The sequence below is a fragment of the Eubacterium sp. BL-380-WT-2B genome, assembly GCF_009696115.1.
Lineage (GTDB): Bacteria > Bacillota > Clostridia > Eubacteriales > Eubacteriaceae > Eubacterium > Eubacterium callanderi.
Window position 1 is genome coordinate 41,518 of record NZ_VUMP01000007.1, and the last position, 15,388, is coordinate 56,905.

The window sequence follows — 15,388 nt, forward strand, 5'->3', positions numbered from 1 at the left end:
AAACACTTTTGAAAAATTTACAAGGAGGATTTTTTAGAAATGAAAATCAGAAACAAAGCAAAACACATTTTGTCGGCTGCTCTTTCAGCGGTAATGCTGCTTGGAAGTATGCCGACTTTAACATTTGCGGCACAGGTGAACGAATATGTTGACCCCGCCGACATTTGGGTATCTGCAAACGGCAGAACAAACGAACTTGATTTTAACGCAACGATTACACAGGAAACGGGCTGGTGCCCCGTCTGCAACAAAGACACGATTATGCTTACATACAGAACGCCCGAATACACAAAATCAGGCACAACAGCATTAAATCGCGGCGTCAAGTATTCGGACGGAACAATGGTTGACGGTGAAACAGTCGGCAATCTCGACAACGGGCGTCCCAATCAGGACGCAACCTATTCGACCTATCATTGGACAAAATCGGTTTGCCAGACCTGCGGCACGATTAACTCCATTGACGGCGAAGGCAGTTACAGTTTTAGTCGTAACGTTTATGGCCTCAATAGCTGCGACCACAACTTTTTCTTGGATTTTGACAATACCACCTATGAGCCGTACAACAGCACAAAGCACACAACCACATTAAAGCGCGGCAAGTATTGTCAGTTTTGTAAGGGCACACAGGCGAGGGCAACCGAGAGCCTTGAAAATCATCACTTTACGGAAACGATTGACGGGCAGCTTGGCAATAACCGCTTTTATGTATCGGAGCATTGCGACGATTGCGGCTATGAAACAAGCGAATACATCACCGCAAAATCCGTTGTATCATCATATTACGGAACGGCTGATGAAAGCGCGCATACCGTTACCGTTTCGGATTTATCCGACAGCGGCGTACATACAAGTATTCGTTACGGAACGAGCGCGGGAAAATGTAATTTAACCTCCGCGCCGAATTACACCGAAGCAGGCTACTACCCCGTATATTATGAAATTGATTACAAGTATGACGGCAAAAATATGACGGAAAACGGCGTAAGCTATGTTTGGCTTTTGGAAAAAGAGGGCGACACGATTATTGTTATCCCGCCTACGAATACAGAAGAAAAGCACACGCATGATTTCCGTTATCTTGAAGCTGTAAAATCAAGCTGCGATAACTTGGGTTATGAACGCTGGCAATGCGACGGTTGCGGCAGCTTGGAAAAAAGAAATTACACACCGGCAATCGGACACGATTATGAAAATATAACTATCCGTGAAGCGACCTGCAAGCAGGGCGGTTTATCGCTCAGTCTTTGTAAAAACTGCGGCGATTTTCACCAGACGACCACGCCGACAGGCGAACACAGATACAGAGCCGAAAAGCACAACCCTACTTGCCGAATGACGGGCTACACGGAATACACTTGCGAAGTATGCGGCGACAGCTATATGAATAACATTACCCCGCTTATCTCACATTCCTTTGAGAGAATTACAAAAAAGCCGACTTGTACCGATAAAGGCTATACAACCTCTACCTGTACTATGTGCGGCTTAAATTATGTCAGCGACTACACCGAGCCGACAGGTCATAATTGGGACGAGGGACACGCTGTTACTTCTTCCACTTGTACGGCGGAGGGCGTCATTGAATATCATTGTCAAAATGAAAATTGCAAGGAAAAGATGATTAAATCAGAGTCGGCAACGGGGCACACACCGGGAACGGCTGCAACCTGTACCGAGCCGCAGACTTGCGAAAAGTGCGGTACGGTGCTTGAATTGCCGAAAGGACACAGCTATTCCGAAGCGGTGATTGCCCCGACTTGTACCGCAATGGGCTATTCCGTATTTGAGTGTACCGAGTGCGGCGACAGCTACACAGGAAATTTTACGGATAAAGCGGAACACGATTACAATGCTGTTGTAACTGCTCCTAATTGCACACAGCACGGATTTACAACTTATTCTTGTAAGAATTGTGATGATGAATATATTTCAGATTACACAGACAAAATCCCTCACGATTACAGAGCGGAAATCACAAGCCCGACTTGCACAGGATTTGGACACACAACCTATACTTGTTCCGTATGCGGCGAGAGCTACACGGCAGATTACACAGACAAATTACCGCATAATTACAACAAGCAGGTGATACCGCCTACTTGTACCGAACACGGATATACAGTCTATACTTGCCCCGATTGCGGAAATGAGTATATCGGCGATTTAACGGAGTGTGAACAGCACAAATACACCGAAACGGTGATTGCCCCCACCTGTACGGAAATGGGATATACAATATTTACTTGTGAAACTTGCGGCGATACATATAAATCCGAATACACGGAAGCGGCGGGACACAAGCCGTCCGATTGGATAATTGATGTTCCCGCAACAATAGAAAATGCCGGAAGCAAGCACATTGAATGTGAACGTTGTGGCGAGGTTTTACAGACGGTAGAGCTTGCACAGTTGATTGATAAGGATAATTCGGACGAGGACGGAAACGCAAAGGTCGGCAAATACGCCATTGTCTTGACCGACAAGGACGGCAAACCGATTTTCAACAGTGAAATCACGATTGACAAGGACGACAATATCACAATCAAATTGCCCGACGGCAGACTGCTTGACTATGCAGACCGTACCACAATTACCGTTATCAATACGGAAAATCAGACGGCGGCAAAGGATTTGAATATCTTTATCGCTGATACCAACGGCAACAATGCAACGGGCGTTACAGACGCAAACGGACAGTTTATCGCCCCTGCTTCTTCATCTTCTACGGGTGATGATAACGGCACAATCGGCAAGGACGAAAACGACGGCAAATTTACTTATGTTGTCAGGGTAACAGACAAGGCAAATGTAACTGTTCCGAATTGTGAAACCTATATCGGCGAAAGCAACAATGTTGTTGTGAAGCTGCCGGACGGCTTGATTTTGACGCAGGACAGCCCGGCGATTATCCATATCACAGACCAGAACGGCGAACCACAGAAAGGCGTTACCGTCATAGTAATTGCAGACAAGGACTATATAGAAAAAGGAGTAACCGATATGTACGGCAAATTAACCGTGCCGCCTGTCAATTCGGGCTATACCGATAAGGACGGTAAGGTGAGCGTACAAGGCTATTATGTTTTTGTAAATGACGAAAATAAAAATATTGAAAGCGCGCTTGTAACCTTAAATGAGGATAATTCCTTTACGGTTCTGCTCCCTGCCGAAAGCCTGATTGACTATGCGAACAGAATTACCGTAACCATTCTTGATAAGGACGGCGGAACCGTTAAGGATATGAATGTAACCGTAAAAGATGTTGCCGAAAATGAGAAAAGCGGTGTTACAGATGAAAGCGGCAAAATGACCGTTCCCCCTCTTTCGGAGGACTACACCGACAGCGAGGGCAAAGCAAAAGTAAACGGTATGAATATTCTTGTTGCGGACGAAGCACAGCCGATTGAAAACGCTTTTATCAAGATTGCAGAGGACAGCAAAATCAATGTTATACTTCCCGAATCAAACAAGATTGATATTGCAAACCGTATCAGCGTAACCGTTACAGATAATGAGGGTAAGCCGGTTAAGGGCTTAACGGTTCTTGTTTCGGAAACAGCAGCAGAGGGCGCGGAATCCGAAGCAAAGACCGCCGAAGATATAACGGACGCAAACGGTAAAATCACCGTACCGCCGACAAATATTGATTACACAGATATTAACGGCACGGCACAGGTGATTGAGGGCGAAAACAGCTATAACATTGTTGTTGAGGACACAAAGGTGAAAATTGAAAATGCGTATGTGGAAATCAAGGACGGAAAAATAAGCTTTCTGCTCCCTGATGAACACACTTTGACAACGGATAACCAAACAACCGTAACCGTTACGGATAAGGATAGCAAGCCTGTTTCGGGTATTTCTGTAACTATCAAGGATAAAACCACAGAAAAGACAGCGGCAACCAATTCAAGCGGCAAGGTAACATTACCTGTAAAAACTTCCGGCGGCGGTGGCGGCGGAAGCTCCAGACCGTCGGGCGGCGGCTCAGGCGGTGGCGGCGGATATGTTAAGCCGTCATATACTGTTAAGGTTGTTGACAAGGACGGTAAGACCGTCAATGTCAATAAGACAGTCAAGGACGATAAAATCACTTTGACACTCCCGAACGGAAAGACGCTTGACGATAATTATTATACAATTACCGTAACTGATAACAAAGGTAAGACAACGGCGGATATTGATGTTACGCTCAAAGACAAGAATAATGCCGCAAATGGTAGCACAAACAAGGACGGTGTTATCATTCTTCCCGCAAGCAAACATAAGTCCTACATTGTAGGATATACGGACGGAACTTTTCAGCCAGACGGCGATATGACGCGCGCGGAAGCGGCGGCGATTTTTGCAAGACTGATTTCAGAGGAAAAAACGGAAAATATAAGCGGCACAAAAAATAATTTTACTGATGTAAAATCTAACGAGTGGTACGCGGGCTATATCAGCTATCTTGAAAAGTACGGTATTATCAAGGGCTATGCGGACAATACTTTCCGTCCTGATGAAGCGGTAACAAGGGCTGAATTTGTTTCTATGACAGTGAGATATTACGGCTTGTTTGACAAGGTAAGCTATCCGGCGAACACAACGAAGTATTCCGACATTAACGGCAAGCATTGGGCAATTAAAGATATTTCTTTTGCTAAAAATATCGGCTGGCTCAACGGCTACGCGGACGGTACTTTCCGCCCGGATAACAACATCACCCGCGCGGAGGTTGTAACGGTGGTAAATCACGCAACGGGCAGATATGCGGATAAAGATTACATCAACAAAAATCTGTCCGTACTCAATAAGTTTACCGACCTCAAAAACAATTCTCATTGGGGGTATTACTCTATTATGGAAGCGGCGAACACGCATAAGGCAGTCAGCAATTCCGATACGGAAACTTGGGTAAAGTGATGTCATTGACTGAAAATTGAGTGTAAATTGACAGAAAGGAGTGTTGCCTATTGCAGGAAGAAATCAATCAAAAGACGATTGCGTTAGCCATACAGACATCTAAAATGACGGGGCGCATCTTGGCGCAGGCTATGCGGATATATTTGCAGAGCCGTAGGGATAAATCCCACGAAATACCGAAAGGCAAACAGAGCTTGGCGGATTTGGAAAAGCAGAACGCCGCCTTGTCTAACATTGAGATTACAAACAAAAATATCCGTTCCTTTGATAAGGTTGCGAAAAAATATAAAATTGACTATGCCTTGAAAAAGGACAGGAGCAAATCGCCGCCGCTGTACTATGTATTTTTCAAGGGACGGGACGAGGAACGCATTTCAATGGCGTTTGCCGAGTATTCTAAAAAGTTGCTCAAAGAAAAGCCCTCTATCCGCAAAGCGCTAAAAAAGTTTGCCGAGCTTGCAAAGTCGCAGGACAGGCAGCGCGAAAAGGTCAAGGACAGGGGTATGGAATTATGAAGATAGATAAGAAATTTATCATTTCCAATCTTCCGTACCTCTTTATCTTTTGGCTTGCGGATAAGCTGATGTATATGTATAGGATAACAGAGGGTAATAAAATATTTGCGGTTGTCAAGGGAGTATCAGAGCTTTTTAACGCTCCGATACTCTCTTTTCATATCGCGGATTTATCAATCGGCGCATTGGGCGCGCTTGCTGTCAAAGGCATTTTGTATGTGCGGAGCCTGAACGCGAGGAAATACCGTAAGGGCATTGAATACGGTTCGGCTCGCTGGGGCACGGCGGCGGATATAAAGCCGTATATGGACAGCGATTTTCAGAATAATATTTTGCTTACCAATACGGAACGGCTGACAATGAACAGCCGCCCTAAAAATCCAAAGTATGCAAGAAATAAGAATGTTGTAGTTATCGGCGGCAGCGGCAGCGGTAAGACAAGGTTTTTCGTCAAACCGAATTTAATGCAGCTACACAGCAGCTATGTCCTGACCGATCCGAAAGGTACTATACTCTTGGAGTGCGGGAAATTGCTTGAACGCAGCGACTACGTTATCAAGTCGCTCAATACGATAAATTTCAAGAAGTCAATGCACTACAATCCCCTTGCCTATATTAAATCCGAAAAGGATATTTTGAAATTGGTAAACGTGCTGATTGAGAATACCAAAGGCGAGGGCGAAAAAAGCAGTGAGGATTTTTGGGTGAAATCCGAACGGCTCTTGTATTCGGCATACATAGGCTACATCTGGTACGAAGCGCCGGAGGAAGAAAAGAATTTTATCACGCTGCTTGATATGATTAACGCAAGCGAAGCACGGGAGGACAACGAGAATTTCAAAAGCGCTGTGGATATGCTCTTTGACAGGCTGGAAGAAAAACAGCCGGAGCATTTTGCAGTCAAGCAATACCGCAAATTCAAATTGGCCGCCGGAAAAACTTTGAAGTCGATTTTGGTAAGCTGCGGCGCGCGGCTTGCTCCGTTTGACATTGCGGAGCTTCGGGACTTAATGGAATATGACGAATTGGAGCTTGACACATTGGGCGACAGGAAAACCGCGTTTTTCGTCATTATCAGCGACACCGACGCAACTTTTAACTTTGTTGTTGCAATGATGTATTCACAGCTTTTTAATCTGCTGTGCGACAAGGCGGATAACGAATACGGCGGCAGGTTGCCCGTACACGTCAGATGTCTTTTAGATGAAATGGCAAATATCGGCACAATACCGAATTTTGAAAAGCTGATTGCGACAATCCGAAGCCGTGAAATTTCCGCTTGTATTATCTTACAGGCGCAAAGTCAATTAAAAGCAATCTATAAGGACAACGCCGATACCATAATCGGAAATTGCGACAGCACCTTGTTTTTGGGCGGCAAGGAAAAATCCACGCTCAAAGAAATATCGGAGGTTTTAGGCAAGGAAACCATTGATATGTTTAATACTTCCGAAACACGCAGCAATCAAAATTCCTACGGACGCAATTTCCAAAAGCTCGGCAAGGATATGCCATAATTCATGGTGACGAGTTCAGTTGCCTTGAATTTTACATGAACAGGGACACGATCAACTGGATTCTGAAAAACTGAATACAGGAGGTCGAACATGGAGCATTTATCAAAGAAAATCCACCAAAACGGCATCAGCTACACGCTGGTGGGAGACTACTACATCCCTGACCTGAAGCTGCCGGAGGAAAGCCGCCCCATTGGGCGGTGGGGCCGGATGCATAAATCGTTTCTGCAAGAACACCGGCCCGTCCAGTACAATGAACTGCTTCTGTCAGGAAAACTCTGGGCATATCTTGCTGACCTGAACGAACAGGCCGCTGACCGGCTGGCGTGTATCGTCTCGCAGATGCAGGAGGCGGAGGGCGTCAATGAGGAACTGAAAGCCCATGACCAGCTTGCATGGGTCGGGGCCATGAACAGCATCCGCAGCCGGGCAGAGGAAATTATTCTCGCAGAACTCGTGTACAGATAGGAGGCGCTATGAGATACCGCATTGAACGTACGAAAGGCCAGTATTGCCATTTTGCTAATAGCCGGAAAGAATTGCTTGACTACCTGAAACACGCATCGGCGGGAACGGTCACGGACATCCGCAAGATTTATAAAAGCGGTGTCACGGATTCCGTTATGGAAATATATTTACCATACATCAAAACTACAGAACCCATGAAGTAACAACATCATCTTTAGAGCCACTCACTGGGATTATCCGGCGGGCGGCTCTTTTTACTTCCGCTTACGTCTGGCCTTCCGATTGGGCGGGATAGGGCTGGCCTTTCCTCTCATATTGTTGGGATTTTTGAGCATCTTGGACAGGCTCAGTATCCGCAGGAAGGCTGAGAAATCCTCTGAGGAAATCTTCTCAAAGGGTATCTGTAACTTATCGCAGAATTCATGGATCAGCATTTCCACATCGCTGCCCTGCTGGGCGGCCTGTTCAAATTGTTCCTTGACGTCCTCCAGCGTGGGCTGCGGGTCAGCGGTGGTCTTGTCTTTTAGATGTGCCTCCCGTATGTCCCGGACAATGCTGTCCAGATCGTCATGCAGGACATGGCTGAAAAAGTCGCTTTCCTGTATCTGCCCTAATTCCAGCGTCCGCATATAAAGGTCATTCTCTCCCGGCGCATGGCTGTTGATGACGGTCTGCCGGGTGGCTTCGAGGATCAGGTTCATCTGCTCCACCCGCATATCGGCAATCCGGTCAATGAAGATTTCCATATCGGTCATAAGCCGCTGAAAGTTCGGATGTGTGGCCAGTTCGCAGAGAAGCCGGTTGTTGATCCTGCTGCTACTCAGAAGTTCTACCATATCGTCACTCAGATGCAGAGAGTGAAGCTCTGTATTTGGGTGATTTTTATTTTCGGACAGCCCCATCAGATAGTCAGTGGACACACCATAAAATTCCGCCAGCGTTGCAATCGCAAACGGGCTGATGTCCTTATAATCATCGCTTTCATATTTTCCCAGCGCCGATCTGGACAGCCCCGTCTGCTCCGCCAGCTGTTCCAGCGTCAGGTGCCTGTCCACCACCCGCAGGTCTTTGAGCCGCTCCGGGATTGACAGCTTTGCGTACATCTAAAGCCCCCTCTCGTTATTGTTTTTCAGTGATTACCTTCATTATAGCACGATTCCATAAGCGTGGAAATATGCGGATTTCGAGCGTTTTTCCGACGTTTTGGATATACGGGAAAGAGCCTCTTTTTTCGGTAAACTGGTTCTTGCAGACAGGCACAGAACCTTGAAAATTGAATGACCGGCTGCAAGGGGTATGGCCTCCGGGGAAGTGACGCCAGGACAGAGATCGAGCGCACCAAAGAGGCCGATACGCCGGGAGAAATTCCGGGCAGGAGCGGCTTGCAGGCAGACCGGCGGACAGGAAACAAATTTATCATGCGGGGCGCATGGCTCCGCAGCAAAGAAATTGAGGAAATCATTATGACACTGAGTATGAAAGAAAAGAAGATTCTCTACGCTTACGGCTGTCCCAGCCACCACAATACGGTGACACGGCTGAAATGGCTGACGGCCCTGGCGGTTGACCCGGAGGCCAAACGCCGGATGCTGGGTCTGGCCCGAAAGGTGGAGACGGAGGTGGACGAAAGCTGGTACGAGGCTTTTTACCACCATCTGCGCATGGAGATGGACGAGTACCGCCGTCTCAAGCGCAGCCTGCGTGTGCTGAAATCTTACACTGATTATGAGGAGGATTTATATGAGGAAGCTGTCTAAGTATGAGAAAGAAACCATCATCAACTGGAACGAGGCAGAGAACCTTGCCAGCGTCTACACCTTCAATGCCAGCTTGAAGCGCAGGCTGGCGGAGTTCAGCCGGAAGTACCCACTGTTGTGCCGGTTGGAGCGCAGCACGCCGGAGGGCAGCGTGACCTATGTGTTGGATAAGTCCCGGCTGTCGATCCGGCTGGTGCCGCCGTACAGCGAGGAACGGAAAGCCACCGCAAGGGAGTACGCAAAGGAGCATGGCTTTCAGGTGGTGGCAGCGGAAGAAAAAATCGCCTGAAATCGGAGCGTTTACGGGAAGAATGACGGGCTTGCACCCGATGTTTTGACCGGCAATCCCCGCAGGCGTATTACGTATCCACTCCCCGCCTATGGGCGCAAATGTGCGGATACGGAGCCGGTGAAACTGGTAAACACCGCTCCTGCGGTGGAAGCCAGCTTCGCTTGCGGGAGTACAGAGGGCAGCCAGCCCTTTGTTGGGGTCGAGGGGCAACGCCCATTGGCAGGTTAAGGGCGGCAGCCATTATCGGGTCAAGGACGAAGTGCCTTGGCGGGTTGAGGGCGGCAGCCCCATCGGGTCAAGGGCGAAGCGCCTTGCCCAGGGAGAGTTGATGCCTGCGTCAACTCGTACTGGGTATTACCTGACGCAAAATTCGCAGGATATGCGGCTTCGCCGCCCTTCCCCGGCTCCCGCAGCATCTTCACAGGAAGGAGAAAATCTGTTTGAAACTGACACGACACAATGGACGCTCCGGCAAGCATGGCACCTACAATCCCCGCCACAATGACCGCCGGTTCGATGTGGAGAACAGCGAACACATTGACGCAGAACGGGCAAGACGGAATGTCTACTGGGACTGCTACCGGGGCTTCACCACACACGAGTTCCGGGAAAACCCGGAGCAGCCGGATTTCAGCTTTGAGGAAATCGAGCAGATGTACTACTACGAGCATTACGGCGGCCATGTGGAGGCCCAGAACGCCCGGAATGAGAAAACCCGGCACACGGAGCGCAACCGCACCGTGGAGGACTTGCTGAAAAACAACAAGACCTGCCCGGAGGAAAGCATCTACCAGATTGGCACGATGGGAGAATCCGTCTTGCCGGATACGCTCTTTTCCATTGTCAATGAGTTTTATGAGGAATTTGAGCACCGCTTCGGTTCCCATATCCACATCTTAGACTGGGCGCTCCATCTGGACGAGGGGACGCCCCACATCCATGAGCGGCATGTCTTTGACTGTGAGAACCGTTACGGGGAGCTGTGCCCTCAGCAGGAAAAGGCGCTGGAAGAACTGGGCATCCCTCTCCCCAACCCGGAGAAACCCAAAGGCCGGAACAACAACCGCAAGCAGACCTTTGATGCGGTCTGCCGGACGATTTTGTTTGACATCGCCAGACGGCATGGGCTGCATCTGGATCAGGAGCCGTCCTACGGCGGGCGGGACTATCTGGAAAAGCAGGATTATATCCTGATGAAGCAGAAGGAGCAGCTTGCGGCGCAGGAGCAGAAGCTGGAAGAACTGACCCTCAAAATCGAGGATGTGGAGACACTGTTAGATGATGTTTCCGATGCAGCCTACGACAAGGCGGTGGAGGTCGTGACCGATACCGTCCGGCAGGAGACACACAAAGAAGATATTCGTCTGGTGGAGGAAACAAAAAAATGGGTGCTGTCGCCGGAGCGCAAGGCCCCAAAGAAGGAACGTGATTACGCCGCCGCCCGGCTGGATGGAGTCATTACCAAAATCAAAAACGCCATGCAGCACGCTCTGGCGAAAATCCAGCGGACGCTGATGCAGCCGGAGGTCAAGCAGGCCGGGAAGGAGCAGATCAAGAAAAAAGCCAAAGAATCCATTATGGATATGCTGGCAAAGGCGAAAATCAACGCTGACCGGGATAACCGGGAGCGTTGGGAACGTGAGGGGCGGATTGCCCTGACCAAAAAGAACGATATGGAGTTATAGGGCATCTGATTTTCTGCGGAAACCGGATGCCTTTTTCTCTGTCTGGAGATGAGAAAATCGAATGTGTTTGAAGCGGTGAAGCAGGCTGTTCCCACAAGGCAGGCTGCGGAATCTTACGGGGTGCGGGTCGGCAGGAACGGGATGGCCTGCTGTCCCTTCCATGATGACAAACATCCCAGCATGAAGGTTGACCGCCGGTTCCACTGCTTCGGCTGTCAGGCGGACGGGGATGTGATTGATTTTACCGCCCGTCTGTTTGGTCTGAGCAGTAAGGAGGCAGCGTTGAAGCTGGCGGAGGATTTTTCTGTCAGCTATGACGCCAAAGGCCATGACCCGCCCCGCAGGAGGCCGGTCAAGCGAAAAATCAGCGAGGAATTGCGTTACCGGCAGGCGGAGCAGAAATGTTTTCGGGTGCTGTGCGATTACCTGCATCTGCTGGAACGCTGGGAGCAGGAATACGCCCCGCAGAACCCGGATGAAGCATGGAATCCGCTGTTCGTGGAGGCCCTGCAAAAGAAATCGTACACGGAGTATCTGCTGGATATTCTCCTGTCCGGCAGCATAGAGGAACGTGCTTCCGTGGTCGCTGAATACGGAAAAGAGGTGAGGAAGATTGAGCAGCGAATATCAGAGTTTACCGCCAGCCACCCGGCAGGCCGCCATGAGCGGAGCCGAAGCCTTAGCGCCGGAGCGGAGCGTTGACGAGGTGCGGGAAAGCCTGTCCGTCACGGAAAAGGGCCAGCCCGCCAACACCATCGGCAACTGCCGGACGGTGTTCTGCCATGACCCGCTGCTGAGGGACGCCATCCGGCTGAACCTCCTGACTGACCGGGTGGACATCGTGCGGGATTTGGGCTGGCGCAGGAACACCAGCGCCCTGACGGATACGGACGTGAAGTACCTGCTCCTCTATTTTGAGCAGACCTACGGCCTGACCAGTGAAAAGAAAATGACGGCGGCTCTGTCCATCGTGGCGAACGAAAACTGCTACCATCCCATACAGGATGTATTAAACGGCCTTGTGTGGGACGGGACGCCTCGCATCCGCTCCTGTCTCCATCACTTCTTGGGTGCGGAGGTCAGCGACTATGTGGAGGAAATGTTAAAGCACTTTCTGCTGGGCGCTATCCGGCGGGTGTTTTCTCCCGGCTCCAAATATGAGGAAATGCTTTGTCTGGTGGGCGGACAGGGGGCTGGCAAGTCCAGCTTCTTCCGTCTGCTTGCGATCCGGGACGAGTGGTTTTCCGATGACCTGAAAAAGCTGGATGATGACCGGGTGTTTTTGAAGTTGCAAGGCCACTGGATCATCGAAATGTCGGAGATGCTGGCCACCAGCAGCGCCAAAAGCATTGAGGAAATTCGCTCGTTCATCAGCCGCCAGAAGGAAACCTACCGCACACCTTATGAGGCCCAGCCCAAAGACCGGCTGCGGCAGTGCGTGTTCGGCGGTTCTTCCAACACGCTGGACTTCCTGCCCCTTGACCGGGCCGGGAACCGGCGGTTCCTTCCCATCATGATTTACCCGGAGAATGCGGAGGTTCACATCTTGGAGGACGAGGACGCATCCAGAGCCTATCTTTTGCAGGTCTGGGCGGAGGCCATGACCATCTATCGCAGCGGACACTATTCTATGAAATTCGGTAAGTCCATCCAGCGGCAGCTTGTGGAGGTGCAGAAGGATTTTATGCCGGAGGACACGGAGGCCGGGCAGATACAGGGCTTTCTGGAACACTACACCGGCAGCATGGTCTGCTCCAAACAGCTTTTTAAGGAGGCGCTGGGCCACACCTATGACGAGCCGAAGCGGTGGCAGCTTCACAATATCAACGAGATCATGAACACGGTGGTGACTGGCTGGAAGCCGTTCTCCAATCCGAGGATGTTCGCCGGATACGGCAGGCAGAAGGGCTGGGAGCGGATCGCCTCCGGCAACGAACTGCCCGGCAACGAAGATGGATTTGTGGAGCTGAGTGAGGAAGAATGCCGCCAGATGGAACTTCCGAAGGAGTGGATCGCATAAAACCATCGGCCTGTTGCCGGGTTGGTTGTCACTTGGTTGCCGGGTTCGTTGCCGGGGATTTCCCTGTCTGGATACGGGAAAAGCCTGTAAATAAGGGATATTTTACTATTTATCTTTATCTCCGGCAACGAAAGCAACGAGATTTTTCAAGAAAATTCACAAAGTAAGATTTACAGGCCAGACGGTAGTTTACAGGTTTTCAGAGGTTCGTTGCCGGACTTCGTTGCCGGGGCTGCCGTCCGGCCTGTCTCTCTATGGAGGTAGCCTATGGAAAAAAGCAAACAGCAAAAAAATAAAGTCCGTTTTATCGTGGTGCGGGAGTTCTCCGGGGAAAAGTCCATGCGGGAAGCCTTTGAGCAGCTCATTGAGCGCCAGACCTGCGAACACTTCGAGGAATGGCGGCATCAGAAGGAAATGGCAGAAAAAGCTGCGTAAAAACGGTTGATTCAGGGACAGGGACATGGTACTATAATGGTATCGTGTCCCTGTTCATAGAAGGAGAACGCTATGAGCAGGAAAAAACAAGTCTATGAGAAAATCACCGCTCTCTACTGCCGTATCTCTCTGGATGACGGCGGCGACAATGAGAGTATGAGCATCAGCAACCAGAAACTCATGCTCCGGGACTTCGCAGAAAAGCATGGGATGTTCCAGTATGAGTATTATGTGGATGACGGCTATACGGGCCGCAACTTCAACCGTCCTGCCTTTCAGCGTATGATCGCTGACATTGAGGCAGGCAAGGTCGGCTGCGTGGTCACGAAAGACCTATCGAGGCTCGGCAGGAATTATATCGAAGCCGGCAGCTATATCGAGATCTTTTTCCCCAAACACAATGTGCGCTATATCGCCATCACGGACGGCGTGGACAGCCTGACCCGTCAGGAAATGGACATCACGCCCTTTAAGAATATCCTGAACGATATGTACAGCCGGGATATTTCCAAAAAGGTGCTGGCGGGACGCATGACCCGTTCCCGGCAGGGAAAGTTTTGCGGTGGGCAGCCGCCTCTTGGCCTGATGCGTGACCCGGAGGACAAAGGGCATCTTATCCTTGACCCGGAGACAGCGCCGGTTATCCGAAAAATCTATGACATGGCACTGGACGGCTGGGGCTGTATGCGAATCGCAAAGCAGCTCATGGATGACAAGGTTCCTATCACGAGGGTAAAGAGCAATACGGAATGTGACGTCAACTATTATGCGTGGGGCGGTGCAAGAATCAGTCATATCCTGCGAAACCCATTCTATAAGGGCGCACATCTGGTCTGCCGGACACATCAGAAAGGGATTCGTTCCAACACCTATGACATTATCCCCCGTGAGGACTGGGAAATCATTGAGGATTGCCATGAAGCAATCGTTTCCCCGGAGGAATGGGAACAGGTGCAGGAAATCATTGACCGCAGGCCCACCATTATGAGAGGCAACGCCTGCCCCTTCTATAACCTGTTCCACGGGCTGGTCTACTGTGGCACTTGCGGGAAGTCCATGCAGGTGCGGTATGAAAAAGTCGGCAGAACCGGCAAGAACCGTTTTACCGGCGAGATGCGGGAACCAATTGATAAGGCGTATTATATCTGCCAGACCTATAACCGGTTGGGCAAGAACGCCTGTACCAGCCACAAGATTGAAGCAAGGGATTTGTATAATCTGGTGCTGAAGGATATACAGGAATTGGCGGCGCAGGCCATGAAAGATGCTGATATGTTTTACCAGCGGCTCAGCAGCCGGATGGAGCGCCGGTATCTGGTGGACGCTTCTCAGACCGAGAAAGAACGGAAACGGCTGGAAGCCCGGAATCAGGAAATTGACGGGATGTTTTTAAGCCTGTACACCGATAAGGCCAAAGGCATCCTGACCGAACAGCGGTTTATGAAACTGACGGCGGCGCTGGAACAGGAGCAGGAAGCCAACCAGAAGCGCCTGCACGATCTGGCGATGATGCAGAGTCGGGCGGACATGCAGGAAATCGAAGTTCGCACCTTTATCAAGGAAATCCGGCGCTATGCCGCTATCGAGGAATTGGACGAGGCGATACTGAACCGTCTTATCAGCAAAATTCTGATCGGCGAGGTCAGGAAGGTGGACGGCCAGAAGGTGCAGGAAGTCAGAATTGTTTATAACTTTGTCGGGGAAATCCCGGAGATTGCAGCATAAGAACAGCGAAGCCCTCCCCATGCAGGGGAGGGCCTTTTATTTTGGCTAAATATGTGATGTTCAAAT

At 50.0% G+C, this 15,388-nt stretch carries 12 protein-coding genes and 1 pseudogene; 12 read left to right on the plus strand and 1 reads right to left on the minus strand.

Features of this window, described 5'->3' with window-relative positions; genetic code table 11:
- Positions 1–39 precede the first annotated feature (39 nt).
- The 5 genes and pseudogenes from FYJ53_RS14595 (at position 40) to FYJ53_RS14615 (ending at position 7,611) form a co-directional block, all read left to right on the plus strand.
- The gene (locus tag FYJ53_RS14595) at positions 40–4,908 is read left to right on the plus strand and encodes an S-layer homology domain-containing protein (RefSeq protein ID WP_154557399.1); all 4,869 of its coding nucleotides are present in this window, start codon (positions 40–42) and stop codon (positions 4,906–4,908) included.
- Between the two features lie 50 nt (positions 4,909–4,958).
- Positions 4,959–5,423: a PcfB family protein gene (locus tag FYJ53_RS14600; protein WP_154557400.1), complete on the plus strand. Its 465-nt coding sequence runs from the start codon at positions 4,959–4,961 to the stop codon at positions 5,421–5,423.
- A 149-nt stretch (positions 5,424–5,572) separates the two neighbouring features.
- Positions 5,573–6,934: pseudogene (locus tag FYJ53_RS14605) on the plus strand (VirD4-like conjugal transfer protein, CD1115 family); the annotation flags it as partial.
- A 96-nt stretch (positions 6,935–7,030) separates the two neighbouring features.
- Positions 7,031–7,408 carry a TnpV protein gene (locus FYJ53_RS14610; RefSeq protein WP_154467857.1) on the plus strand — a complete coding sequence of 126 codons (378 nt, stop codon included), beginning with the start codon at positions 7,031–7,033 and terminating at the stop codon, positions 7,406–7,408.
- Positions 7,409–7,416: 8 nt separating this feature from the next.
- Positions 7,417–7,611 (plus strand): hypothetical protein, encoded by a 195-nt coding sequence (locus tag FYJ53_RS14615; RefSeq protein ID WP_154467858.1) that lies wholly within the window; start codon positions 7,417–7,419, stop codon positions 7,609–7,611.
- 51 nt (positions 7,612–7,662) lie between these two features.
- Here the strand turns inward: FYJ53_RS14615 and FYJ53_RS14620 are convergent, their stop codons facing one another.
- Positions 7,663–8,511: a helix-turn-helix domain-containing protein gene (locus tag FYJ53_RS14620; RefSeq protein WP_154467860.1), complete on the minus strand. Its 849-nt coding sequence runs from the start codon at positions 8,509–8,511 to the stop codon at positions 7,663–7,665.
- A 174-nt stretch (positions 8,512–8,685) separates the two neighbouring features.
- Here FYJ53_RS14620 and FYJ53_RS21520 point away from each other — a divergent pair, with 174 nt between their 5' ends.
- The 7 genes from FYJ53_RS21520 (at position 8,686) to FYJ53_RS14650 (ending at position 15,322) form a co-directional block, all read left to right on the plus strand.
- Positions 8,686–9,165 (plus strand): hypothetical protein, encoded by a 480-nt coding sequence (locus FYJ53_RS21520; RefSeq protein WP_243143990.1) that lies wholly within the window; start codon positions 8,686–8,688, stop codon positions 9,163–9,165.
- Complete coding sequence (locus FYJ53_RS14630; protein WP_154467864.1) at positions 9,149–9,454, plus strand: molecular chaperone; 306 nt, start codon at positions 9,149–9,151, stop codon at positions 9,452–9,454. Before FYJ53_RS21520 ends, FYJ53_RS14630 begins: the two co-directional genes overlap by 17 nt.
- 443 nt (positions 9,455–9,897) lie before the next feature.
- On the plus strand, positions 9,898–11,142 hold the full coding sequence (locus FYJ53_RS14635) for a serine/arginine repetitive matrix protein 2 (protein ID WP_154557403.1): 1,245 nt from the start codon (positions 9,898–9,900) through the stop codon (positions 11,140–11,142).
- Between the two features lie 48 nt (positions 11,143–11,190).
- Positions 11,191–11,844 carry a CHC2 zinc finger domain-containing protein gene (locus tag FYJ53_RS14640; protein ID WP_154557404.1) on the plus strand — a complete coding sequence of 218 codons (654 nt, stop codon included), beginning with the start codon at positions 11,191–11,193 and terminating at the stop codon, positions 11,842–11,844.
- Positions 11,804–13,162: a virulence-associated E family protein gene (locus tag FYJ53_RS14645; protein WP_154557479.1), complete on the plus strand. Its 1,359-nt coding sequence runs from the start codon at positions 11,804–11,806 to the stop codon at positions 13,160–13,162. The genes FYJ53_RS14640 and FYJ53_RS14645 overlap by 41 nt, the downstream gene beginning before the upstream one ends.
- Before the next feature lie 267 nt (positions 13,163–13,429).
- A complete protein-coding gene (locus FYJ53_RS21185; protein WP_008978104.1) occupies positions 13,430–13,597 on the plus strand; it encodes a hypothetical protein in 168 nt (55 codons plus the stop codon).
- Between the two features lie 72 nt (positions 13,598–13,669).
- A complete protein-coding gene (locus tag FYJ53_RS14650) occupies positions 13,670–15,322 on the plus strand; it encodes a recombinase family protein (protein ID WP_154557405.1) in 1,653 nt (550 codons plus the stop codon).
- Positions 15,323–15,388: the final 66 nt, after the last annotated feature.